At 34.6% G+C, this 24,481-nt stretch carries 30 protein-coding genes, 2 tRNA genes and 1 other annotated feature; all 32 genes read left to right on the top strand.

The window, feature by feature from the left end:
* Positions 1-6: 6 nt before the first annotated feature.
* The 32 genes from CLCOS_RS11065 to CLCOS_RS10910 all read left to right on the top strand — a co-directional run bounded on the left by CLCOS_RS11065 (position 7) and on the right by CLCOS_RS10910 (position 24,457).
* Positions 7-81: transfer RNA gene (locus CLCOS_RS11065), tRNA-Gly, on the top strand.
* Between the two features lie 9 nt (positions 82-90).
* Positions 91-166, top strand: a tRNA-Thr gene (locus CLCOS_RS11060).
* Positions 167-248: 82 nt separating this feature from the next.
* Positions 249-1,442 carry an elongation factor Tu gene (gene tuf, locus CLCOS_RS11055; RefSeq protein WP_013240693.1) on the top strand — a complete coding sequence of 398 codons (1,194 nt, stop codon included), beginning with the start codon at positions 249-251 and terminating at the stop codon, positions 1,440-1,442.
* Positions 1,443-1,626: 184 nt separating this feature from the next.
* Positions 1,627-1,776: a 50S ribosomal protein L33 gene (gene rpmG, locus CLCOS_RS11050; RefSeq protein ID WP_013240706.1), complete on the top strand. Its 150-nt coding sequence runs from the start codon at positions 1,627-1,629 to the stop codon at positions 1,774-1,776.
* 43 nt (positions 1,777-1,819) lie between these two features.
* Positions 1,820-2,050: a preprotein translocase subunit SecE gene (gene secE, locus CLCOS_RS11045; RefSeq protein WP_153042929.1), complete on the top strand. Its 231-nt coding sequence runs from the start codon at positions 1,820-1,822 to the stop codon at positions 2,048-2,050.
* A 41-nt stretch (positions 2,051-2,091) separates the two neighbouring features.
* Positions 2,092-2,613 (top strand): transcription termination/antitermination protein NusG, encoded by a 522-nt coding sequence (gene nusG / locus CLCOS_RS11040; protein WP_063555939.1) that lies wholly within the window; start codon positions 2,092-2,094, stop codon positions 2,611-2,613.
* 70 nt (positions 2,614-2,683) lie between these two features.
* Positions 2,684-3,109 carry a 50S ribosomal protein L11 gene (rplK, locus tag CLCOS_RS11035; RefSeq protein WP_013240703.1) on the top strand — a complete coding sequence of 142 codons (426 nt, stop codon included), beginning with the start codon at positions 2,684-2,686 and terminating at the stop codon, positions 3,107-3,109.
* 56 nt (positions 3,110-3,165) lie between these two features.
* A complete protein-coding gene (gene rplA, locus CLCOS_RS11030) occupies positions 3,166-3,855 on the top strand; it encodes a 50S ribosomal protein L1 (protein ID WP_063599796.1) in 690 nt (229 codons plus the stop codon).
* A gap of 24 nt (positions 3,856-3,879) precedes the next feature.
* Positions 3,880-4,008 (top strand) — a sequence feature (ribosomal protein L10 leader region).
* A 47-nt stretch (positions 4,009-4,055) separates the two neighbouring features.
* A complete protein-coding gene (gene rplJ, locus CLCOS_RS11025; RefSeq protein WP_082848491.1) occupies positions 4,056-4,559 on the top strand; it encodes a 50S ribosomal protein L10 in 504 nt (167 codons plus the stop codon).
* A 35-nt stretch (positions 4,560-4,594) separates the two neighbouring features.
* Entirely contained in the window at positions 4,595-4,966 is a 372-nt protein-coding gene (rplL, locus tag CLCOS_RS11020) for a 50S ribosomal protein L7/L12 (RefSeq protein WP_013240700.1), read from the top strand.
* A 308-nt stretch (positions 4,967-5,274) separates the two neighbouring features.
* On the top strand, positions 5,275-9,003 hold the full coding sequence (gene rpoB / locus CLCOS_RS11015) for a DNA-directed RNA polymerase subunit beta (protein ID WP_013240699.1): 3,729 nt from the start codon (positions 5,275-5,277) through the stop codon (positions 9,001-9,003).
* Positions 9,004-9,020: 17 nt separating this feature from the next.
* Positions 9,021-12,557, top strand: coding sequence for a DNA-directed RNA polymerase subunit beta' (gene rpoC / locus CLCOS_RS11010; RefSeq protein ID WP_013240698.1), 3,537 nt, complete (start codon positions 9,021-9,023; stop codon positions 12,555-12,557).
* A gap of 113 nt (positions 12,558-12,670) precedes the next feature.
* Positions 12,671-12,913: a ribosomal L7Ae/L30e/S12e/Gadd45 family protein gene (locus CLCOS_RS11005; RefSeq protein ID WP_013240697.1), complete on the top strand. Its 243-nt coding sequence runs from the start codon at positions 12,671-12,673 to the stop codon at positions 12,911-12,913.
* An 80-nt stretch (positions 12,914-12,993) separates the two neighbouring features.
* Positions 12,994-13,371, top strand: coding sequence for a 30S ribosomal protein S12 (rpsL, locus tag CLCOS_RS11000; protein ID WP_013240696.1), 378 nt, complete (start codon positions 12,994-12,996; stop codon positions 13,369-13,371).
* A gap of 155 nt (positions 13,372-13,526) precedes the next feature.
* Positions 13,527-13,997 (top strand): 30S ribosomal protein S7, encoded by a 471-nt coding sequence (gene rpsG, locus CLCOS_RS10995; RefSeq protein ID WP_013240695.1) that lies wholly within the window; start codon positions 13,527-13,529, stop codon positions 13,995-13,997.
* A 78-nt stretch (positions 13,998-14,075) separates the two neighbouring features.
* Positions 14,076-16,145, top strand: a complete 2,070-nt coding sequence (fusA, locus tag CLCOS_RS10990; protein WP_013240694.1) for an elongation factor G — start codon at positions 14,076-14,078, stop codon at positions 16,143-16,145.
* A 39-nt stretch (positions 16,146-16,184) separates the two neighbouring features.
* Complete coding sequence (gene tuf, locus CLCOS_RS10985) at positions 16,185-17,378, top strand: elongation factor Tu (protein WP_013240693.1); 1,194 nt, start codon at positions 16,185-16,187, stop codon at positions 17,376-17,378.
* A 347-nt stretch (positions 17,379-17,725) separates the two neighbouring features.
* Positions 17,726-18,034, top strand: a complete 309-nt coding sequence (gene rpsJ / locus CLCOS_RS10980) for a 30S ribosomal protein S10 (RefSeq protein ID WP_011988802.1) — start codon at positions 17,726-17,728, stop codon at positions 18,032-18,034.
* Between the two features lie 69 nt (positions 18,035-18,103).
* Entirely contained in the window at positions 18,104-18,733 is a 630-nt protein-coding gene (rplC, locus tag CLCOS_RS10975) for a 50S ribosomal protein L3 (RefSeq protein WP_013240692.1), read from the top strand.
* A gap of 24 nt (positions 18,734-18,757) precedes the next feature.
* On the top strand, positions 18,758-19,378 hold the full coding sequence (rplD, locus tag CLCOS_RS10970) for a 50S ribosomal protein L4 (protein ID WP_063599797.1): 621 nt from the start codon (positions 18,758-18,760) through the stop codon (positions 19,376-19,378).
* Entirely contained in the window at positions 19,378-19,677 is a 300-nt protein-coding gene (gene rplW, locus CLCOS_RS10965; RefSeq protein ID WP_013240690.1) for a 50S ribosomal protein L23, read from the top strand. Before rplD ends, rplW begins: the two co-directional genes overlap by 1 nt.
* A gap of 54 nt (positions 19,678-19,731) precedes the next feature.
* Entirely contained in the window at positions 19,732-20,565 is an 834-nt protein-coding gene (rplB, locus tag CLCOS_RS10960; RefSeq protein WP_063599798.1) for a 50S ribosomal protein L2, read from the top strand.
* Positions 20,566-20,676: 111 nt separating this feature from the next.
* Positions 20,677-20,973: a 30S ribosomal protein S19 gene (gene rpsS, locus CLCOS_RS10955; RefSeq protein ID WP_063599799.1), complete on the top strand. Its 297-nt coding sequence runs from the start codon at positions 20,677-20,679 to the stop codon at positions 20,971-20,973.
* A gap of 21 nt (positions 20,974-20,994) precedes the next feature.
* Positions 20,995-21,330 carry a 50S ribosomal protein L22 gene (gene rplV / locus CLCOS_RS10950; RefSeq protein WP_013240687.1) on the top strand — a complete coding sequence of 112 codons (336 nt, stop codon included), beginning with the start codon at positions 20,995-20,997 and terminating at the stop codon, positions 21,328-21,330.
* A gap of 18 nt (positions 21,331-21,348) precedes the next feature.
* Positions 21,349-22,020: a 30S ribosomal protein S3 gene (rpsC, locus tag CLCOS_RS10945; protein WP_063599800.1), complete on the top strand. Its 672-nt coding sequence runs from the start codon at positions 21,349-21,351 to the stop codon at positions 22,018-22,020.
* A 17-nt stretch (positions 22,021-22,037) separates the two neighbouring features.
* Complete coding sequence (gene rplP, locus CLCOS_RS10940; protein WP_013240685.1) at positions 22,038-22,481, top strand: 50S ribosomal protein L16; 444 nt, start codon at positions 22,038-22,040, stop codon at positions 22,479-22,481.
* Positions 22,471-22,683 (top strand): 50S ribosomal protein L29, encoded by a 213-nt coding sequence (gene rpmC / locus CLCOS_RS10935; protein ID WP_013240684.1) that lies wholly within the window; start codon positions 22,471-22,473, stop codon positions 22,681-22,683. Before rplP ends, rpmC begins: the two co-directional genes overlap by 11 nt.
* A 20-nt stretch (positions 22,684-22,703) precedes the next feature.
* Complete coding sequence (gene rpsQ, locus CLCOS_RS10930) at positions 22,704-22,958, top strand: 30S ribosomal protein S17 (protein WP_013240683.1); 255 nt, start codon at positions 22,704-22,706, stop codon at positions 22,956-22,958.
* 28 nt (positions 22,959-22,986) lie between these two features.
* Positions 22,987-23,355, top strand: a complete 369-nt coding sequence (rplN, locus tag CLCOS_RS10925) for a 50S ribosomal protein L14 (protein ID WP_013240682.1) — start codon at positions 22,987-22,989, stop codon at positions 23,353-23,355.
* An 18-nt stretch (positions 23,356-23,373) separates the two neighbouring features.
* On the top strand, positions 23,374-23,691 hold the full coding sequence (gene rplX, locus CLCOS_RS10920; protein WP_013240681.1) for a 50S ribosomal protein L24: 318 nt from the start codon (positions 23,374-23,376) through the stop codon (positions 23,689-23,691).
* Between the two features lie 22 nt (positions 23,692-23,713).
* Positions 23,714-24,259, top strand: a complete 546-nt coding sequence (gene rplE / locus CLCOS_RS10915) for a 50S ribosomal protein L5 (RefSeq protein ID WP_013240680.1) — start codon at positions 23,714-23,716, stop codon at positions 24,257-24,259.
* Between the two features lie 12 nt (positions 24,260-24,271).
* A complete protein-coding gene (locus tag CLCOS_RS10910; RefSeq protein ID WP_013240679.1) occupies positions 24,272-24,457 on the top strand; it encodes a type Z 30S ribosomal protein S14 in 186 nt (61 codons plus the stop codon).
* Positions 24,458-24,481 lie beyond the last annotated feature (24 nt).

The following is a 24,481-nucleotide window of genomic DNA, read 5'->3' as shown; positions in this document are numbered from 1 at the left end:
TTATTGGCGGGAGTAGTTCAGTGGTAGAACACCAGCTTCCCAAGTTGGCCGTCGCGGGTTCGAGTCCCGTTTCCCGCTCCAAGAGAAATTGCCCATGTAGCTCAGTAGGCAGAGCGTCACCTTGGTAAGGTGGAGGTCACCAGTTCAATCCTGGTCATGGGCTCCAATAATGATGTATAAAGTTTTTACAACACACCAGGATGAGTTTACTTAAATAAGATGTGTATAACCAACAAGGAGGAAGAGTAATGTCAAAAGAAAAATATGAAAGAACCAAACCACATGTAAACATAGGAACAATAGGACACGTAGACCATGGTAAGACAACATTAACAGCAGCAATAACAATGGTATTGTCAAAAGAGGGAAAAGCAGCAGCAACAAAGTATGATGAAATAGATAAAGCACCAGAAGAAAAAGAAAGAGGAATAACAATAAATACAGCACATGTAGAATATGAGACAGACAAGAGACACTATGCTCATGTAGACTGTCCAGGACATGCAGATTATGTAAAGAACATGATAACAGGAGCAGCACAGATGGATGGAGCAATCCTAGTAGTAAGTGCAGCAGATGGTCCAATGCCACAGACAAGAGAACATATATTGTTAGCAAGCAGAGTAGGAGTACAGTATATAGTAGTATTCTTAAATAAGTCAGACCAGGTAGATGATCCAGAATTACTAGAATTAGTAGAGATGGAAGTAAGAGAGTTATTAAGTGAGTATGGATTCCCAGGAGACGACGTACCAATAATAGTAGGAAGTGCATTAAAGGTATTAGAGAACCCAGATGATCCAGAAACAACAAAATGCATACATGAATTAATGGATGCAGTAGATGAATATATACCAACACCAGAAAGACCAACAGATAAAGACTTCTTAATGCCAATAGAAGATGTATTCACAATAACAGGAAGAGGAACAGTAGCAACAGGAAGAGTAGAAAGTGGAGTATTAAAAATCGGAGACGAATTAGAGATAGTAGGATTAAAGGAAGAAAAGAAGAAGACAACATGTACAGGAGTAGAGATGTTTAGAAAACTTCTAGACCAGGCAATGGCAGGAGATAACATCGGAGTACTATTAAGAGGAATACAGAGGGACGAAGTAGAAAGAGGTCAAGTACTAGCAAAACCAGGAACAGTACATCCTCATAAGAAATTTGTAGGTCAGGTATATGTACTTAAGAAAGAAGAAGGCGGAAGACATACACCATTCTTCAATGGATACAGACCACAATTTTACTTCAGAACAACAGATGTAACAGGATCAATCGCTTTACCAGAAGGAGTAGAAATGGTAATGCCAGGAGACCACATAGACATGAACGTAGAACTTATAACACCAGTAGCAATGCATGAAGGATTAAGATTTGCAATAAGAGAAGGCGGAAGAACAGTTGGTTCAGGTGTTGTTACTACAATAACTGAGTAATATTTTAGGGACTGGGTTTCTAAATCCAGTCCCTTTGAAAGTAAAAAATTAGGTAGTACCTGTTTATATTTTAAGCCATTGACATAAAAACTAAGTTGTGATAATTTAGTTAAGTAATGCATGATTTTCAAAATAAATTTCTAATTGATTATGTTTGTGAGCTATATTAGGAGGTTAGAGAGTAATGAGAGTAAAAGTGATACTAGCGTGTACAGATTGTAAACAAAGAAATTACAATACAATGAAAAACAAGAAAAATGATCCAGATAGATTAGAAATGAAAAAGTATTGTCCTTTTTGTCATAAACACACAGTTCATAAAGAAACTAGATAATATTGTAGAGGCACATATTAAATTGTTTTGAGGATGTGAGCAAATGGGTGCAAACGGTGATATGAAAAAAGTTGATAAGCAGACAGCACTTGAAGGTGGGTTCTTTAATTTTTTTAAAGGACTAGTATCAGAATTCAAACGGATAACTTGGGCCTCTAAAGAACATACAAAAAAAGCTACAATTGCCGTTGTTGTATTTTGTGCTATTTATGTGGTGATTGTTGGAGTTATAGATTTTGGATTTAATTCTTTAGCTAAGATTATTATGAAATAAAAAGGAGGTAGGGACTAGGAAATAGTTTTGTCCCTAGAGTTATGTCAGATAAAGCTAAGTGGTATGTAGTTCATACATATTCTGGTTATGAAAATAAAGTTAAAGTTAATCTTGAAAAAACTATAGAAAATAGGAACCTTTATGATTGGATAGATGATGTTCAGGTTCCAATGGAAGAGCAAGTTGAGATTAAAGATGGAAAAAAGAAAATAACTTTAAAAAAAGTATTTCCAGGGTATGTTTTAATACACATGATAATGACTGATGATTCTTGGTATATAGTTAGAAATACTAGAGGAGTTACAGGCTTTGTTGGACCTGGTTCTAAACCTGTTCCACTTACTGATGAAGAAGTAAAGGATATGGGAATTAGCGAAAAACCAATAAATGTAGATATATCAGTAGGAGAAAATGTAAAGGTGAAATCGGGACCGTTAGAGAACTTCTTAGCTGTTATCCAGGAAATAAATACTGAGAAAAGAAAAATTAAAGCTTTAGTTAACATGTTTGGCAGGGAAACTCCTGTTGAACTTGATTTTAATCAAATAGAAAAAATAGAATAATGCATAAAGCAAAAGTTTATAGTAAGTGGGAGATGTATTTATACATAACCACATATAGGAGGTGTATATTATGGCTAAAAAAGTAGTAGGAATGATAAAACTTCAACTTCCTGCAGGAAAAGCAAGCCCAGCACCACCAGTTGGACCAGCACTTGGACAGCATGGTGTAAATATTATGGGTTTTTGTAAGGAATTTAATGCTAAGACTGCTAAACAGGCAGGATTTATAATTCCAGTAGTAATTACTGTATATCAGGACAGATCTTTTAGTTTTATACTAAAGACTCCTCCAGCAGCAGTATTACTAAAGAAAGCAGCAGGAATAGAAAGTGGATCTGGTGTACCAAATAAAACTAAAGTTGCTAAAGTAACTAAAGAGCAAGTAAGACAGATTGCTGAAACAAAAATGCCAGATTTAAATGCTGCATCAGTTGAAACTGCTATGAAGATGATAGCAGGAACTGCAAGAAGTATGGGAATAACTGTAGAAGACTAGTTAAGCAAAATAAGTGGGAGGTATAAACCGTTAAAACCACAAGGGAGGATTTCGACATGGGAAAAAAGTATGTAGAAAGCGCTAAGCTTATTGATAAAGGTACATTATATGAACCATCAGAAGCTATAGAACTTGTCTTAAAAACATCAAAAGCAAAGTTTGATGAAACAATAGAATTAGCATTAAAGCTTGGAGTAGATCCAAGACATGCAGATCAACAAGTTAGAGGAGCTGTAGTTCTTCCTCATGGAACAGGAAAAAAAGTTAAAGTGCTTGTATTTGCAAAAGGCGCTAAGGTTAAAGAAGCTCAGGAAGCAGGAGCAGATTATGTAGGCGCACAAGAATACGTTGATAAGATTCAAAAAGAAAATTGGTTCGATTTTGATGTTGTTGTAGCAACTCCAGATATGATGGGAGTTGTAGGAAAATTAGGAAGAGTGCTTGGACCTAAGGGATTAATGCCAAACCCTAAATCTGGTACTGTTACTTTTGATGTTGCAAAGGCAATAGAGGAGATTAAGGCTGGTAAAGTTGAATATAGAGTAGATAAAACTAGTATAGTTCATGTTCCAATAGGAAAGAAATCTTTTGAATCACAAAAATTATTAGATAACTTTCATACATTAATGGAAGCTATAGTAAAAGCAAAACCATCAGCATCTAAAGGTCAATATTTGAAGTCTGTAGTAATATCAAGTACTATGGGACCAGGAATAAAGATAAATTCAACAAAAGTTTTAGATTAAATTAACTTGTATGTAATGCAAAAAATTAAATATGTAAATATTCCGTAGACAATAGGTGCGATAGCATAACGGTGTAACCAACCTATCAAGGATTCCAATAGAAAGTATAGTTGGTCTCTCTCTGTGTCTATGGAGAGACTTTTTAATTTATATGTGTTTATTATGTATTGTAGTTTAGACTGCAAGGAGGTGGATACACAGTGAAAAAGAATTATAGAGAAGAAAAAGAAGCTAGAGTTCAAGAGATTAAGGAAAAAATGGAAAAAGCTCAGGGCGTAATATTAGCTAAATATCAGGGCTTAACTGTAGAAGAGGATACTAAACTTAGAAAAGAATTAAGAGATGCAGGTGTAGAATATAAAGTTTATAAAAATACTTTAGCATTAAGAGCTGCTAAAGAATTGGGATTTGACCAATTAGAAGATTACTTTGTAGGTCCAATATCTATAGCATTTGGATATGAAGATCCAACTGCACCAGCAAGAATTCTTAATGATTTTTCAAAAGATCATAAGGTTTTAGAACTAAGAGCAGGAGTTGTTCAAGGCGAAATCTTTGATGAAAATAAAGTTAAAGAACTTGCTACAGTACCACCGAAAGAAGTACTTATTGCAAAATTACTTGGAAGCTTCAAAGCTCCATTATCAAATTTTGTATATGCATTAAATGCAATTGAAGAAAAACAAAAATCAGAAGAAGCTTAATAATTTAAAGAGAGAAATTTTGGAGGTGTTCATTAATGAGTAAAGAAGAAATCATTCAAGCAATAAAAGAGATGAGTGTTTTAGAATTAAATGAATTAGTAAAAGCATGTGAAGAAGAATTTGGAGTAAGTGCAGCAGCACCAGTAGCAGTAGCAGGAGCTGCAGGAGCAGGAGCCGCAGCTGGAGCAGAAGAAAAAACTGAATTTGACGTAGTACTTAAAGCTGCAGGTGGAGAAAAGATAAAAGTTATAAAAGCAGTTAGAGAAGCAACAGGATTAGGATTGAAAGAAGCTAAAGCTTTAGTAGATGGAGCTCCTAAGACTTTAAAAGAAGCTGTAAGCAAGGAAGATGCTGAAGCTATGAAAGCTAAATTTGAAGAAATTGGTGCTGAAATAGAATTAAAGTAATAAATTAATATAAGGCTTATAAAAGGGGCACTTTAATTTAAAGTGCCCCTTTTATAGTTTTTTATTATAAGTTTACAAATTTTATTGTTGACAATTTTTTGATATTATGATAACATAATAAATTGCATTGATTAGTTATGCAGAAAACATAAATACTTTATTATTTAACACAAATTGAATTAATTATAAAAAAATAGGTTATACTATTACAATGGCAATTAATAAATCCATAAACATCCATATAGTACATATATATACATTGTGAATGTTTTTGGTTATTTTTAGTTTATGCAAGGGGTGAAAAATCAATGGTACATCCTGTCCAGGTTGGTAAAAGAACAAGAATGAGCTTTTCCAGACTTAAAGAAATAGGCCACATGCCTAATTTAATTGAGGTTCAGCTAGATTCCTACAATTGGTTTTTGAAAGAAGGATTACAAGAGGTATTTGATGATATTAATCCTATTCAAGATTATACTGCTAACCTTAATTTGGAATTTGTAGGATATAAGTTAGATATGGATAATATCAAATATTCTGTAGAGGAATGTAAAGAAAGAGATGCAACTTACGCAGCACCTTTAAAAGTAAAAGTAAGGCTAATTAACAAAGAAACTGGTGAAGTTAAAGAGCAAGAAGTTTTTATGGGAGATTTCCCTCTTATGACGGAGCAAGGAACCTTTATAATTAATGGTGCAGAGAGAGTTATAGTTAGCCAACTTGTAAGATCACCAGGTGTATATTATGATCTTTCAGTTGATAAAACAGGAAAAAATCTTTTTTCTTCAACTGTAATACCTAATAGAGGAGCTTGGCTAGAATATGAAACTGACTCTAACAATGTAATATACGTTAGAATAGATAAAACTAGAAAGTTACCCATAACTATTCTTATTAGAGCCATGGGTTATGGTACAGACGCAGAAATTACTAATTTCTTTGGAGAGGATGAAAGGCTAAAAGCCACAATTGAAAAAGATAATACAAAGACTCATGAAGAGGCTTTGCTTGAAATATATAAAAGGTTACGACCGGGAGAACCTCCTACAGTGGATAGTGCCCAATCACTAATTGAATCTTTATTTTTTGATGCGAAAAGATATGATCTTTCAAGAGTTGGAAGATACAAATTCAATAAGAAGTTATCATTACACCTAAGAATTGCTAATCAGATAGCAGCACAGGATGTAGTTAATCCAGATACAGGAGAAATTCTTATCCAAAAAGGTGAAAAGATAAATAGAGAAAAGGCAGTAGAAATCCAACAGTGTGGAATAAATGTAGTAGATATCCAAATTGAAGATATAGTTTTAAGAGTTATAGGTAACAACTTTGTAGACATACGTAGTTTTATTGACTTTGATATAGATGATTTAAATATAAAGGAAAGTGTTCATTATCCCACTTTAAAGAAAATTTTAGATAATTATAGTGATGAGGAAAGTATTAAGGAACAAATAAGAAAGAACATCCATGAATTAATTCCAAAACATATAGTTAGAGATGATATGTATGCTACCATTAGCTATGAGTTGGGATTAGCATATGGAGTAGGTCATACTGATGACATAGACCATCTTGGAAATAGAAGACTTAGATCTGTTGGTGAATTACTTCAAAATCAATTTAGAATAGGTCTCTCAAGAATGGAGAGAGTGGTTAAGGAAAGAATGACCATACAGGATCAGGAAGTTATAACACCTCAAGCTCTTATAAATATAAGACCAGTAGCTGCGTCTATAAAAGAGTTTTTTGGAAGTTCTCAACTTTCTCAATTCATGGATCAAACTAATCCATTGTCAGAGCTTACCCATAAGAGAAGACTATCTGCTTTAGGACCAGGCGGACTTTCAAGAGAAAGAGCTGGATTTGAAGTCAGGGATGTTCATCACTCACATTATGGAAGAATGTGTCCAATAGAGACGCCAGAAGGACCTAACATAGGACTTATTAACTCTCTAGCTACATATGCAAGAGTTAATCAATATGGCTTTATAGAAACGCCTTATAGAAAAGTAGATAAAGAAAATAAGAGAGTTACAAATGAAATTGTATATATGACAGCAGACGAGGAAGATGAATATTTAATAGGTAGGGCAAACGAGCCTATTGATGAAAATGGTAATTTTATAGATAATAAAATTACAGTTAGAGATAAAGAAGATGTTATTGTAGTACCTGGTCAAGACGTTGATTATATGGATGTGTCTTCAAGGCAATTAGTTTCTGTAGCTACAGCTATGATACCATTCCTTGAAAATGATGATGCCAGCCGTGCACTTATGGGATCAAATATGCAAAGGCAGGCAGTTCCACTTTTGAAACCACAAGCACCTATTGTAGGAACAGGTATTGAATACAAGGCTGCAGTAGATTCAGGAGTACTTCCTAAAGCTAGAAATGCAGGCGTTGTCTCTTATGTATGTGCTAACGAAGTAAGGGTTAAGAGAGACTCAGATGGAGGAACAGATATTTATAGACTTCTTAAGTTCCAGAGATCTAACCAATGCACATGCATCAATCAAAGACCTATAGTTGAAAAAGGGGAAGTAGTTAAAAAGGGAACAGTTTTAGCAGATGGACCTTCTACAGATCTTGGAGAAATAGCACTTGGAAAAAATATTAGAATGGGATTTACAACTTGGGAAGGATATAATTATGAAGACGCAATGCTTATATCTGAAGAGTTAGTAAAAAAAGATGTATTTACATCAATACATCTAGAGGAATACGAATCTGAGGCTAGAGATACAAAATTAGGACCAGAGGAAATTACAAGAGATATACCAAATGTAGGAGAAGATGCATTAAAGGATATAGATGAAAGAGGAATTATAAGAATAGGTGCAGAAGTTAGAGCAGGAGATATATTAGTAGGTAAAGTAACACCTAAGGGGGAAACTGAACTTACAGCAGAAGAAAGGCTTTTAAGAGCAATATTTGGCGAAAAGGCCAGAGAAGTTAGAGATACGTCCCTTAGAGTACCACATGGTGAAGCGGGCATAATTGTAGATGTAAAAGTATTTACAAGAGAAAATGGAGATGAGCTTTCACCAGGAGTTAACAAATTAGTTAGATGTTATATAGCTCAGAAGAGAAAGATATCTGTAGGAGATAAAATGGCAGGAAGACACGGAAATAAAGGTGTTATTTCTAGAGTACTACCAGAGGAAGATATGCCTTTCCTACCAGATGGAAGACCTCTTCAGATATGCTTAAATCCACTTGGTGTACCTTCACGTATGAATATAGGTCAGGTATTAGAAGTTCATTTAGGATGGGCTGCCAGTAAATTAGGATGGCATGTAGCGACTCCAGTATTTGATGGAGCCACAGAAGAAGATATATTGGAATGCTTGAAAAAAGCAGGGTATAGGGAAGACGGAAAAACAATACTATATGATGGTAGAACAGGAGAAGAATTTAATAGGCCTGTAACTGTAGGATATATGTATATCTTAAAATTAGCACATTTGGTTGACGATAAGATCCATGCAAGATCTACAGGACCATATTCGTTAGTAACTCAACAGCCATTGGGTGGTAAAGCTCAATTTGGTGGCCAAAGATTTGGTGAAATGGAAGTTTGGGCATTAGAGGCATATGGAGCAGCTCATACACTTCAGGAAATATTGACAGTTAAGTCAGACGATGTAGTTGGAAGAGTTAAAACTTATGAAGCTATTGTAAAAGGTGAAAATATACCAGAACCGGGAATTCCAGAATCATTTAAGGTTCTGATAAAGGAACTTCAAGCTTTATGCTTGGATGTAAAAGTATTAAATGATAATAAAGAGGAAATCAAACTTAAAGAGTCTGTGGACGAAGAGATGGAAAAACTAGATGTAAATATTGAAGGAAAAGAAGATTCTACTGATTTACCTCAAGAACAAAATGATGACTATAATACTGAGCAAGAAGAAAACAATGATAGTGAAAATGACAGCGATGAAGATCTTGATTTAGATTATGAAGATCTTACTTTAGATGATTTGCAGAGTGATTTAGAAATAGATGATTTTAATGATGAACATTAGGAAGGGAGGATGTACCCTTGTTTGAATTAAATAATTTTGATGCACTTCAAATAGGCTTAGCTTCACCAGAAAAAATAAGAGAATGGTCAAGAGGTGAAGTAAAGAAACCAGAAACAATAAATTATAGAACATTAAAACCTGAAAGAGATGGACTGTTCTGTGAAAGAATTTTTGGACCAACTAAAGATTGGGAATGTCACTGTGGTAAGTATAAGAGGATAAGATACAAAGGTATAGTTTGCGATAGGTGCGGTGTAGAGGTAACTAAGGCAAAGGTTAGAAGAGAGAGAATGGGACATATTGAGCTTGCAGCTCCTGTATCCCATATATGGTACTTTAAAGGAATACCATCCCGAATGGGATTGATCTTGGATATGTCACCTAGAGCTCTTGAAAAAGTACTATATTTTGCATCTTACGTTGTTTTAGACCCAAAAGAAACTCAACTGTTAAAAAAGCAACTTTTAACTGAAAAAGAATATAGGGAAGCTGCAGACAAATATGGTGAGCAAAATTTTGTAGCAGGTATGGGTGCTGAATCTGTTAAGAAACTATTAGAAGAAATAGACTTAGACCAGTTATCTGTAACCCTAAAAGAAGACCTAAAGAGCAGTACAGGGCAAAAAAAGGTAAGGATAATTAGAAGATTGGAAGTAGTTGAATCTTTTAGAAAATCTGGTAATAAGCCTGATTGGATGATTATAGATGTAATACCTGTAATCCCACCTGATTTGAGACCTATGGTTCAATTAGATGGAGGAAGATTTGCTACATCAGATTTGAATGATCTTTATAGAAGAGTAATAAATAGAAATAATAGGCTTAAAAAATTATTAGATTTAGGTGCGCCGGATATAATAGTTAGAAATGAAAAGAGGATGCTTCAGGAAGCTGTAGATGCTCTTATAGATAATGGTAGACGTGGAAGAGCAGTAACGGGACCTGGAAATAGACCTTTAAAATCATTATCTGATATGTTAAAAGGTAAACAAGGTAGATTTAGACAAAATTTGCTGGGAAAACGTGTAGATTACTCTGGGCGTTCTGTTATAGTAGTTGGACCTGAACTTAGAATGTATCAATGTGGTCTGCCTAAAGAAATGGCACTTGAATTATTTAAGCCATTTGTTATGAAGAAATTAGTAGAAAGTGGCTTAGCACACAATATTAAAAGTGCGAAGAGAATGGTAGAAAGAGTACAGACTCAAGTATGGGATGTATTAGAAGAAGTAATATCAGACCATCCAGTAATTTTAAATCGTGCTCCAACTCTCCATAGATTAGGAATTCAGGCATTTCAGCCTGTACTTGTAGAGGGTAGAGCTATAAAACTTCATCCATTAGCATGTACTGCATATAATGCAGACTTTGATGGAGACCAAATGGCGGTACATGTTCCTCTATCTGTTGAAGCTCAATCAGAGGCTAGATTTTTAATGCTTGCTGCACATAATATATTAAAACCTTCAGATGGAAAGCCGGTAGTTGTGCCTACACAGGATATGGTACTTGGTTCATACTATTTAACTATAGAAAAGGATGGAGCTAAAGGAGAAGGCAGAATTTTTTCTTCACCGGACGAAGTAATAATGGCATATCAGTTAAAACAGGTTGATATTAATGCCAAAATAAAGGTTAGACTTACTAAGGTTAAGGACGGAAAAACTATAAGTGGTATAATTGATGCCACCCCAGGTAAAATAATATTTAATGAATCCATACCTCAAGATTTGGGATTTGTAGATAGAAGTAAACCTGAGAACGAGTTTAAACTTGAAATTGATTTTCTTGTAGCTAAGAAAAACTTAGGTAAGATAATAAATAAGTGCTATATGAAGCATGGTGCTACTAAAACTTCCATAATGCTTGATAAAATAAAAGCTAGAGGATATCATTATTCTACTATAAGTGGTATAACAGTTTCCACTTCAGATATGGTGGTTCCAGAAGCTAAAAAAAGGCTCTTGGGCGAAGCAGATGCAGCAGTAGATAAAATAGAAAAAATGTATAGAAGAGGATTTATATCAGAGGAAGAAAGATATCAAAGAGTTATTGAGAAATGGACTAAAACTACAGAAGATGTTGCAGATGCACTTATGGATAATCTAGATAAATTCAATCCAATATTTATGATGGCGGATTCAGGAGCTAGAGGATCTAAAAGTCAGATCAAGCAGCTTGCAGGTATGAGAGGACTTATGGCAAATCCTTCAGGAAAGATAATAGAACTTCCTATAAGAGCATCTTTCAGGGAAGGTTTGGATGTACTAGAATATTTCATATCAACTCACGGAGCTAGAAAAGGTAATGCAGATACTGCATTAAAGACTGCTGATTCTGGTTATCTTACAAGAAGGCTTGTAGATGTAAGCCAGGATGTTATAGTAAGACAAGAAGATTGCGGAACTCACGAAGGATATGACGTTTCTGAAATAAAAGAGGGAAATGAAGTTATAGAAAGTTTGGCAGAAAGACTTACTGGTAGGTATTCTGCTGAAGATATTAAAGATCCTAAAACTGGAGAAATAATAATACCAAAAGATGTTTATATGGATCCAAAAATAGCTGAGAAAATAGAAGCTTCTGGAATTAAAAAAGTAAAGATTAGGTCCGTATTTACCTGTAAGTCAAAACATGGAGTATGTGCAAAGTGTTACGGTATGAATATGGCTACTGCAAAGAAAATTGATATAGGAGAGGCTGTAGGTATAATAGCAGCTCAAAGTATAGGAGAGCCAGGTACACAGCTCACTATGAGAACTTTCCATACTGGAGGAGTCGCAGGATCTGATATAACTCAAGGTCTTCCTAGAGTTGAAGAATTATTTGAAGCTAGAAAACCAAAGGGGCTTGCTATAGTAAGTGAGGTTTCAGGTACTGTAAAAATGGAAGAAACCAAAAAGAAGAGAAGTGTTTCCATAGTTATGGATACTGGAGAAGAAGTAAGCTATGATATACCGTTTGGTTCAAGACTTAAAGTATCTAATGGAGATACAATAAGTGCTGGAGATGAGATAACAGAAGGTTCTGTAAATCCACATGATATTTTAAGAATAAAAGGTGTTCAGGGAGCTAAAAATTATCTTTTGTCTGAAGTTCAAAAAGTTTACAGACTTCAGGGTGTTGATATAAATGATAAGCATCTAGAAGTAGTAATAAGGCAGATGACAAGAAAGATTAAAATAGAGGAATCGGGAGATACAGAATTGCTTCCAGGAACTATGATTGATATGTTTGATTTTGAAGAGGCTAATGAAAAAGTAGAAGCTAATGGTGGAGAACCAGCTAAAGGAAGGGTAGCTTTACTTGGTATAACTAAAGCAGCACTTGCAACTGAATCTTTCCTTTCTGCAGCGTCGTTCCAGGAAACTACAAGAGTTCTTACAGATGCAGCTATAAAGGGCAAAATAGATCCATTACTAGGATTGAAGGAAAATGTAATTATAGGTAAACTTATACCAGCAGGAACAGGTATGACCAGGTATAGGTCTGTAAGAATTAATACAGAAGATAAATCTGAAGAAAAACAGGTAAGTGATGAGGCAGAAGTGTAGCATATAATTTATTGACATAGCAATATTAAAATGATAAAATACATCTGTATGTTTTTTCAAGAACAAAGTATCATGTACTTTATTTATATAGAATTGAAGGAGGGAATAAAATAATGGTTAACAGACTAAAAGGAAACAAGGTTGTCGGTTTAAAGCAAACAGTTAAAGCAATAAAGAATAGCACTGCAAAAACTGTTTATATAGCTAAAGATGCTGACGATAAGTTAATACAGTCAGTGAAAGTGTTAATTGAAGATAATTCCCCTGAGTTGATTTATATAGATACTATGAAAGAATTGGGAAAATTATGTGGTATAGATGTAGGAGCTGCTACAGCTGCTGTATTAAAAGATTAAATATACAGTATACTAAATAAGCTTTCAAGAATAATTAATATAAATTGTAAGATATTTTAATTAAAAGAGGAGGTGTAGATATGCCAACAATAAGCCAATTAGTAAGAAAAGGCAGAAAGACAATAAGCACAAAATCAACAGCACCAGCACTAAAAGAATGTCCACAGAAAAGAGGAGTTTGTACAGTAGTAAAAACTACTACTCCTAAAAAGCCAAACTCAGCACTTAGAAAAATTGCCAGGGTTAGGTTGACAAATGGATATGAAGTAAGTGCGTACATCCCAGGTATAGGACATAACTTACAAGAGCACAGCGTTGTTCTAATAAGAGGAGGAAGAGTTAAAGACCTTCCAGGTGTCAGATATCATATTGTAAGAGGAGCATTGGATTCAGCTGGAGTTGCTGACAGATTGCAGTCAAGATCAAAATATGGCGCAAAAAAGCCAAAACAAAAGTAATTGATTAATTAAGTTGAGTATTAGTGCTATGTCTTCAGCGTTTATATATATTTACAGTACTTTATCATATTTTGCAGGAGTACAAAGCACTTTGCGGCTTTATTAAAGCCGAGTACCGATGAACTTAAATTTTAATTGTTAAGGAGGGAAGAAAAGTGGCAAGAAAAGGACATATAGGAAAAAGAGATGTATTACCAGATCCAGTATATAATAGTAAGGTAGTTACAAAATTAGTAAACAGTATAATGGAAGATGGTAAAAAGGGAGTAGCTCAAAAAATATGCTACGGAGCTTTTGACATAATTCATGAAAAAACAAATAAAGAGGCAATGGAAGTTTTTGAAGAGGCAATGAACAATATAATGCCTTTACTAGAAGTAAAAGCAAGAAGAATTGGTGGTGCAACATACCAGGTTCCAATAGAAGTTAGACCAGAGAGAAGACAGACTTTAGGAATAAGATGGCTTCTTATTGCATCAAGAAAAAGAAATGAAAAATATATGAGAGAAAGACTTGCTTCAGAATTAATGGATGCAGCAAATAATACAGGTGCAGCTGTTAAGAAGAGAGAAGATACTCATAAAATGGCTGAAGCTAACAAGGCTTTTGCACATTATAGATATTAATATTAAAAACTGTTTTGGTATTTTTACTAAAGCAGTTTTGTCAAATCCTAAATTTACACTTGTGAGGAGGAAATTTAAGTGGAAAGAGAATATCCGCTAGAGAAGTTCCGTAATATAGGAATAATGGCACATATCGATGCCGGAAAAACTACTACTACGGAGCGTATACTCTTCTATACGGGAATAACCCATAAAATAGGAGAAGTACATGATGGTGAAGCTACAATGGATTGGATGGCTCAGGAGCAAGAAAGAGGAATAACTATAACTTCTGCTGCTACTTTTTGTAAATGGAAAGGCCATGCAATAAATATAATAGACACACCAGGACACGTAGATTTTACAGTAGAAGTTGAAAGATCACTTAGAGTTCTTGATGGAGCTGTTACTGTTTTAGATGCCAAAAGTGGTGTTGAACCACAAACAGAAACTGTATGGAGGCAGGCAGATAATTACGGTGTACCAAGAATGGTTTATGTAAATAAAATGGACTCAGTAGGAGCAGATTTTTACATGTGTATAAATACTTTGAGAGAAAGATTACACTGTAATGCAGTTCCTATCCAAATCCCAATTGGAACAGAAGATAAATTTAAAGGTATAGTAGATCTTATTAGAAATGAAGCTATAATATATGAAGATGATCTTGGAACTGTTATGGATGAAGTTAAAATACCTGATGAATTAGCAGATAAGGCAGAAGAGTATAGGACAGCTTTAATTGAAGCAGTAGCTGATGTAGATGAAGATTTAATGATGAAATATTTAGATGGAGCAGAAATAACACAAGAAGAAATAGTAGCTGCTATGAGAAAAGGTGTTATTGAAAATAAAATAGTTCCAGTTTTATGCGGATCTTCTTATAAGAACAAAGGTGTTCAGCCAATGATAGATGCTGTAGTTGATTTTATGCCATCACCTCTTGATGTACCACCTGTAAAGGGTACTAATCCGGATACTAAAGAGGAAGAAGAAAGAGTAGCTGATGATAATGCACCATTAACTGCATTGGCATTTAAAATTGCTACAGATCCTTTTATAGGAAAATTAGCATTTACAAGAGTTTACTCAGGAATTATGAAGAGTGGTACTTATGTATATAACTCAACAAAAGGAAAAAAAGAAAGAATTGCAAGACTTGTAAAGATGCATTCAAATCATAGACAGGAAGTTGACGAACTTCGTGCAGGTGATTTAGGTGCTATAGTAGGATTGAAAGATACTACTACAGGTAATACTCTTTGTGATGAAAACAGTCCTATAGTACTTGAAAGTATGGAATTCCCTGAACCAGTTATACGTGTAGCTATAGAGCCAAAGACAAAGGCTGGTCAGGAGAAAATGGGTATAGCTTTAGCTAAACTTGCTGAAGAAGATCCAACATTTAAAACTTATACAGATCAAGAGACAGGTCAAACAATTATAGCAGGTATGGGAGAACTTCACTTAGAAATAATTGTTGATAGACTTCAAAGGGAGTTTAAAGTAGAATGTAATGTTGGTGAACCACAAGTTGCCTATAAAGAGACTATTAGAAAAACTGTTAAAGCACAAGGTAAATTTATTAGACAGTCTGGTGGACATGGACAATATGGTGATTGTTCCATAGAAATGTCACCTTCAGAAGAAGGATATACATTTGAAAATGCCATTGTAGGAGGAGCAATTCCTAAAGAATTCATTGGACCAGTTGATAATGGAATTCAAGAAGCTGCTCAAAATGGTGTGATTGCAGGATATGAAACTATAAACTTTAAAGTTAAGTTATATGATGGATCTTATCATGATGTAGACTCATCAGAAATGGCATTTAAAATAGCTGGATCTATGGCATTTAAGAATGCTATGAATAAAGCAGACCCAGTTTTACTTGAGCCAATGATGAAAGTTGAAGTTACAATACCAGAAGAGTATATGGGAGATGTAATGGGAGATATAAATTCCAGAAGAGGAAGAATCGAAGGAATGGATCCAAGATCAGGAGCTGAAATTATAAGAGCTTTTGTTCCATTGTCTGAAATGTTTGGATATGCTACTACACTTAGATCTAGAACACAAGGTAGAGGAGTTTATTCAATGACATTTGACCATTATGAAGAAGTGCCAAAGAGTATTCAAGAGAAAATTGTAGGAGAGAGAAATAGCTAATTTTAATTAATATATTAGTGTATTTAAGGAGGAAGAGTAATGTCAAAAGAAAAATATGAAAGAACCAAACCACATGTAAACATAGGAACAATAGGACACGTAGACCATGGTAAGACAACATTAACAGCAGCAATAACAATGGTATTGTCAAAAGAGGGAAAAGCAGCAGCAACAAAGTATGATGAAATAGATAAAGCACCAGAAGAAAAAGAAAGAGGAATAACAATAAATACAGCACATGTAGAATATGAGACAGACAAGAGACACTATGCTCATGTAGACTGTCCAGGACATGCAGATTATGTAAAGAACATGATAACAGGAGCAGCACAGATGGATGGAGCAATCCTAGTAGTAAGTGCAGCAGATGGTCCAATGCCACAGACAAGAGAACATATATTGTTAGCAAGCAGAGTAGGAGTACAGTATATAGTAGTATTCTTAAATAAGTCAGACCAGGTAGATGATCCAGAATTACTAGAATTAGTAGAGATGGAAGTAAGAGAGTTATTAAGTGAGTATGGATTCCCAGGAGACGACGTACCAATAATAGTAGGAAGTGCATTAAAGGTATTAGAGAACCCAGATGATCCAGAAACAACAAAATGCATACATGAATTAATGGATGCAGTAGATGAATATATACCAACACCAGAAAGACCAACAGATAAAGACTTCTTAATGCCAATAGAAGATGTATTCACAATAACAGGAAGAGGAACAGTAGCAACAGGAAGAGTAGAAAGTGGAGTATTAAAAATCGGAGACGAATTAGAGATAGTAGGATTAAAGGAAGAAAAGAAGAAGACAACATGTACAGGAGTAGAGATGTTTAGAAAACTTCTAGACCAGGCAATGGCAGGAGATAACATCGGAGTACTATTAAGAGGAATACAGAGGGACGAAGTAGAAAGAGGTCAAGTACTAGCAAAACCAGGAACAGTACATCCTCATAAGAAATTTGTAGGTCAGGTATATGTACTTAAGAAAGAAGAAGGCGGAAGACATACACCATTCTTCAATGGATACAGACCACAATTTTACTTCAGAACAACAGATGTAACAGGATCAATCGCTTTACCAGAAGGAGTAGAAATGGTAATGCCAGGAGACCACATAGACATGAACGTAGAACTTATAACACCAGTAGCAATGCATGAAGGATTAAGATTTGCAATAAGAGAAGGCGGAAGAACAGTTGGTTCAGGTGTTGTTACTACAATAACTGAGTAATTAAACTAGAAATATATTGCTTGTAAAATTTACTAAATATGTTGTATTAAAAGGGAAAGAGTGCACTCTTTCCTTTTTAATAGGCAGAAATATAAATTTTTACTTGTCATGTATATAAATTTATTGTATAATTAAGAAGTTGTGATGTTATAACAGCGATGAGGCAAGAGGTTGCCGGGCTTCCGGGTAATTCTTGACTGAGTATGCCTAGGTCTTGAACTTAGGCGACGGTGATTTTGTAAAGACAGTGCTTTCATAAAATAAAAGAAACGCCTGGAACAGTTTACAGAATATATCCGCTGTTGTACGTAAGAAGCATAGCGTGCATGAAAAGGAGGGAAATAACAATGGCAAAACAAAAAATTAGAATAAGATTAAAGGCTTTTGATCATACAATATTAGATCAATCATCTGAAAAGATAGTAGAAACTGCTAAGTCCACAGGGGCAAAAGTAGCAGGACCAGTACCACTGCCTACAGAAAAAGATGTGGTTACAATTTTGAGAGCCCCACATAAATATAAAGATTCAAGAGAACAATTTGAAATAAGAACTCATAAAAGATTGATAGATATAATAAGCCCATCACCAAAAACTGTTGATGCGTTAATGAGACTTGACTTACCAGCAGGTGTTGATATTGAAATAAAATTGTAATAAGTGGTTTATTACTAACTATTATGACCGTTTTGGCGATCCGCTAATATGTTTAGGAGGTGTATGTAAATGAAAAAAGCTATATTAGGTAGAAAGCTTGGTATGACTCAAATATTTAATGAAAATGGAAAGGTAATTCCTGTTACAGTAATTGAAGCAGGACCTTGTGCTGTTATACAGAAGAAAACTGTAGAAAAAGATGGATATGAGGCTGTACAGGTTGGTTTTAGCGATATAAGAGAAAAGTTGGTAAACAAACCAATGAAGGGACATTTTGAAAAAGCAGGAGTTACATTAAAGAGATTTATAAAGGAATTCAAACTTGAAAATGCTAGTGAATACAAGGAAGGCCAGGAAATAAAGGCAGATGTTTTCACAGCAGGAGATAAAGTTGATGTATCTGGAGTTTCTAAAGGTAAGGGATTCCAAGGTACAATAAAAAGATGGAATGCTCAAAGAGGACCAATGTCCCATGGTTCTAAATTTCACAGGGCACCAGGTTCAATGGGAGCTTGCTCAGATCCGTCCAGAACATTCAAGAATATGAAAATGGCAGGACATATGGGAAATAGAAACACAACAGTGTTAAATTTAGAAGTTGCAAAAGTTATTCCTGAGAAAAACATTATTTTAATAAAAGGTGGAGTACCAGGACCTAACAAAGGACTTGTAGCAATAAGAAATACAGTTAAGGCTTAGTCTTAGTAGAAAGGAGGATGCAGAATGCCTAAAGTAGGATTATTTAATAAAGAAGGTCAAAAAGTAGAAGATTTTGAATTATCAGATAAAGTATTTGGAGTTGAAGTAAACGAAAATGCTGTTCACCAAGTAGTTGTAGCATTACTTGCTAACAAGAGACAGGGAACTCAGTCAGCAAAAACTAGAGCTGAGGTTTCTGGAGGTGGAATTAAACCATGGAGACAAAAGGGAACAGGTAGAGCAAGACAGGGATCTATAAGAGCACCACAATGGATTCATGGTGGTATAGTTTTTGCTGTAAAACCTAGAGACTATAGAATTTCACTTACAAAATCAGTTAAAAGAGTAGCTATGAAATCAGCATTGTCAAGTAAAGTAGCAGATAACGAAATGGTTGTTTTGGAAAACCTAGAATTAGAAGCTCCAAAAACAAAAGAAATAGTAAAGATGTTAGACGCATTTAATGCAAAGAAGGCATTAATTGTTACAGCTGAATCAAATAAAAACGTATATGTATCAGGTAGAAATATACAGGGCGTATCAGTTATACCTGTTAACAATTTGAATGTTTATGATTTGTTAAAATATGAAAAACTTATAATAACAAAGGATGCTGTATCAAAAATTGAGGAGGTGTATGCATAATGAAATATACTAATTATGATATCATAAGAAGGCCTGTTGTAACAGAAAAGAGCATGGCTGGTATGAATGAGAAGAAATACACCTTTATAGTTGATATACATGCAAACAAATCAATGATAAAGAAAGCTGTAGAAGATGTTTTCGGAGTAAGCGTTGAAAATGTAACAACAGCAAGATATATAGGAAAGAAAAAAAGAGTTGGCGTTCATATTGGAAAAAGAGCGGATTTCAAAAAAGCTATTGTAAAACTTAAAGAAGACAGTAAGACAATAGAATTTTTTGATGGAATGGAACAATAATTAAAGCAGTTATTGGAGAAATCCAGATAAGCGAAAAAAGGAGGGAATACCGTTATGGCAGTTAAAGGATTTAAACCTACTACACCTTCAAGAAGGAATATGACTGTAAGTACATTTGAAGAAATAACTACAGATGTACCAGAAAAATCACTTCTTGCACCTTTAAAGAGAAGTGGTGGTAGAAATGCTCACGGTAAAATAACAGTTCGTCATATAGGTGGCGGAGCAAAACAAAAGTATAGATTAATAGATTTTAAGAGAAATAAAGATGGCATACCAGCAAAGGTTGCTACTATAGAATATGATCCTAATAGATCAGCTTATATAGCTTTGGTAGTTTATGCAGATGGAGAAAAGAGATATATAATAGCTCCAGTTGGATTAAAAGTTGGAGATGCTGTAGTTTCAGGAGCGGATTCAGATATAAAAGTTGGAAATTGTTTGCCATTAGTAAATATACCTGTTGGTACTATAATTCATAATGTAGAATTACAAGCAGGAAAGGGAGCACAACTTGTAAGATCTGCAGGAGCTTCAGCTCAGCTTATGGCTAAAGAAGGAAATTATGCAACATTAAGACTTCCAAGTGGTGAGATGAGACACGTAAGAATAGCATGTAGAGCTACAATTGGAACAGTTTCAAACTTAACTCATGAGATAGTTAGTATAGGTAAAGCAGGAAGAAAGAGACACTTAGGAGTGAGACCTACAGTTAGAGGTTCTGTTATGAACCCTAATGATCATCCACATGGTGGTGGTGAAGGTAAGGCTCCAGTAGGTCATCCAGGACCACTTACTCCATGGGGCAAACCTGCATTAGGATATAAGACTAGAAAACATAATAAGTATTCAGACAGATTTATAGTTAAGAGAAGAAATAGTAAATAGTTTGAAGAGAATATATGTTCTCTTCACTGGCTTTTATTTAATGAATCAGCTACTTTTAGCTATAAACAAGAAAGTTATATCATGCAAATTGTATGAAGGGAGGCAAAATGAATGAGCAGATCAGTTAAAAAAGGACCTTATGTCCAAGAAGCACTTTTAAAGAAAATAAATGAATTAAATAAAAATGGTGAGAAAAAAGTTATAAAAACTTGGTCAAGAAGTTCAACGATATTTCCTCAGATGATAGGTCACACTATAGCAGTTCATGATGGAAGAAAGCATGTTCCTGTATATATATCAGAGGATATGGTAGGACACAAATTAGGAGAATTTGCACTAACTAGAACATACAGGGGACACGTCGCAGACAAAACTGAAAAAACAACTCGTGTTGCTCCTCAAAAGTAGTTAGGAAGGGAGGTAGAATAAATGGAAGCTAAGGCTATAGCTAGATATGTTAGAATGTCTTCAATGAAAGTAGGAGTTGTACTTAATTTAGTTAGAGGTAAAAATGTAAATGAAGCTTTTGCTATATTAAAATATACTCCAAGAGATGCAGCTGTAGTAGTTAATAAAGTTCTTAAATCAGCAGTTGCTAATGCAGAGAATAATTTGGACTTAGATAAGGATAATCTATATGTTTCAGAAGCTTATGCTTGTGAAGGTCCAACATTAAAGAGATTTCAACCACATGCTCAAGGTAGAGCATTTAGAATAAATAAGAGAAGTAGTCATATAACTTTGGTAGTTAAGGAAAGAGAGTAATAAGAAGGAGGGAAACAGATGGGACAGAAAGTACATCCACATGGCCTAAGAGTTGGTGTTATTAAAGAATGGGATGCTAAATGGTATGCAGATAAGAAAAATTTTGCAGACAATATAGTTGAAGATAATAAAATTAGAAAATTTGTAAAAGCAAAAACTGCTATTGCTGGAGTTTCAAAGATTCAAATTGAAAGAGCAGCAAAAAGAGTTAAGCTAAATGTATTTACAGCAAAACCTGGAATGATAATAGGAAAAGGCGGCCAAGGAATTAATGCTTTAAAAGCTGAAATTCAAAAAATGGTTACTGAAAAAACTGTGCTTATAAACATTGTTGAAGTAAAGCAGGCAGAAGCTGATGCTCAGCTTATGGCAGAAAATGTAGCTTTGCAATTGGAAAAGAGAATTTCCTTTAGAAGAGCTATGAAACAAACAATACAGAGAGCTATGAAGTCTGGCGTTAAGGGTGTTAAGACTACATGTTCAGGAAGACTTGGTGGTGCAGAAATTGCAAGAGCTGAGTCATACCATGAAGGTACAATTCCACTCCAGACATTAAGAGCCGACATAGATTATGGATTTGCAGAAGCAAATACCACATATGGTAAAATAGGTGTAAAAGTATGGGTATATAGAGGAGAAGTGCTCCCTGCTAAAAAACCTGTTGAAAACAAGGAAGAAGTTAAAGCATAGGGAAGGAGGAATAGCATATGTTAATGCCTAAGAGAGTTAAGCATCGTAAGGTACAACGTGGTAGAATGAAAGGCAAAGCTACAAGAGGTAATTTTATAGCATATGGAGATTACGCTATACAGGCTACAGAATGTGCATGGATAACAGCAAATCAGATAGAAGCAGCCAGAATAGCTATAAATAGATATATCAAAAGGGGAGGAAAACTTTGGATAAAGATTTTCCCAGATAAACCAATTACAGAAAAACCTGCTGAAACACGTATGGGATCAGGTAAAGGATCACCAGAATATTGGGTAGCAGTTGTTAAACCAGGTAGGGTATTATTTGAACTATCAGGTGTTCCTGAACCAGTAGCAAGAGAAGCAATGAGGCTTGCATCACATAAATTGCCTATAAAGACTAAGTTCGTTACAAGAAAAGATTTTGAAGAAGTGGGTGGTGAAAGCAATGAAGGCTAGAGAATTGCAAGAGTTAAGACAAAGCAGCACTCAAGATTTACAGGCAAAAGTACAAGATCTTAAGTCAGAATTGTTTAATTTGAGATTTCAGTTGGCTACAGGTCAATTAGAAAATCCAATGAGAATAAAGGAAGTCAAAAAATCTATAGCCCAAATTAAAACCATCCTTAGGGAAGAAGAGCTAAGATCATTTGAACAATAGTTTGAAAGGAGGTTTATTCTGTGGAAAGAGGATACAGAAAGACAAGAACAGGAAGAGTTATCTCAGATAAAATGGATAAAACTATAGTAGTTGCAGTTGAAACTAAAGTACGTCATCCACTGTACGGAAAAACAGTTAACAGAACTACTAAATTTAAAGCTCATGATGAAAACAATGAAGCAAGGAATAATGATAGAGTATTAATAATGGAAACAAGACCTTTATCGAAGGATAAGAGATGGAGACTTGTGGAAATAGTAGAAAAGGCTAAATAGTATAATAGCTGAAAGGAGGGTATTTTCAATGATTCAGCAACAGACATTATTGAAAGTTGCAGATAATTCCGGAGCTAAGGAAATTATGTGTATAAGAGTTTTAGGTGGATCCAAGAGAAAATGGGGAAACATCGGTGATACAATAGTTGCTAGCGTTAAAAGTGCAACACCAGGCGGTGTTGTTAAAAAAGGAGAAGTCGTAAAGGCTGTTATCGTCAGATCTGTAAGAGGACTTAGAAGAGCAGACGGTTCATATATAAAGTTTGATGAAAATGCTGCTGTTATAATAAAAGATGATAAGCAACCAAAGGGAACTCGTATCTTCGGACCAGTTGCGAGAGAGCTAAGAGATAAAGATTATACAAAAATATTATCACTAGCGCCTGAAGTTCTATAAGATAAGGAGGTGGCTATAATGGCAAAGGTACACGTTAGAAAAAAGGATACAGTCATGGTTATATCCGGTAAAGATAAAGGAAAAACAGGAGAAGTTTTAAAGGTTATGCCTAAAACAGGTAAAGTCATTGTTAAAGATGTTAATGTAGTTTCAAAACATCAGAAACCAAATAAGCAAAATATGCAGGGCGGCATAATTAAAAAAGAAGCTCCTATATATAGCTCAAAAGTAATGTTATATTGTGACAAATGTAAAAGTGTAACTAGAATAAGTCACAAAATATTAGATGATGGAACAAAAGTAAGAGTATGTAAAAAGTGCGGAGAAACATTTTAATCTTTGAAAGGAGGGCAAAAATATGAGTTCAAGGTTACAAGAGAAATATGAAAAGGAAGTTATTCCTGCTTTAATGGATAAGTTTAAATATAAGAACATAATGCAGGCACCAAAACTTGATAAGATAGTTATAAATATGGGTGTAGGAGAAGCTAAGGATAATCCAAAGGTTTTAGAATCAGCAGTTAGTGACTTAACTTTAATTACAGGACAAAAACCAGTTTTAACTAGAGCAAAAAAATCTATAGCAAACTTTAAAATAAGAGAAAATATGGCTATAGGATGTAAAGTTACTTTAAGAAAACAATATATGTATGAATTTGCAGATAAATTAATTAATATAGCACTACCAAGAGTTAGAGATTTCTCAGGAGTTCCAGATAAGTCTTTCGATGGTAGAGGAAATTATTCCATAGGAATTAAAGAGCAATTAATATTCCCTGAAATAGAATATGATAAGATAGACAAAGTCAGAGGTATGGATGTTATCTTTGTCACTACTGCAAATACTGATGAAGAAGCAAGAGAGTTGCTTAAACTTCTTGGAATGCCATTTGCTCAAAAATAAGGAGGGAAAAACGTGGCACGTAAAGCTTTGATAGAAAAGTGGAAAAAAGAACCTAAATATCCAACAAGGGCTTACACAAGATGTAGAATATGTGGAAGACCTCATGCTGTATTAAAAAAATATGGTATATGTCGTATATGCTTTAGAGAACTTGCGTATAAGGGTGAAATACCTGGCTGCAGAAAAGCAAGTTGGTAAATGTTAGTTATTGATGAAAGGAGG

Source organism: Clostridium coskatii (genome assembly GCF_001675205.1).
In the GTDB taxonomy this organism is placed as follows: Bacteria; Bacillota; Clostridia; order Clostridiales; family Clostridiaceae; genus Clostridium_B; species Clostridium_B ljungdahlii.
The sequence above is the reverse complement of the archived record's forward strand: the minus strand, read 5'-3'. Positions and strand labels throughout refer to the sequence as shown.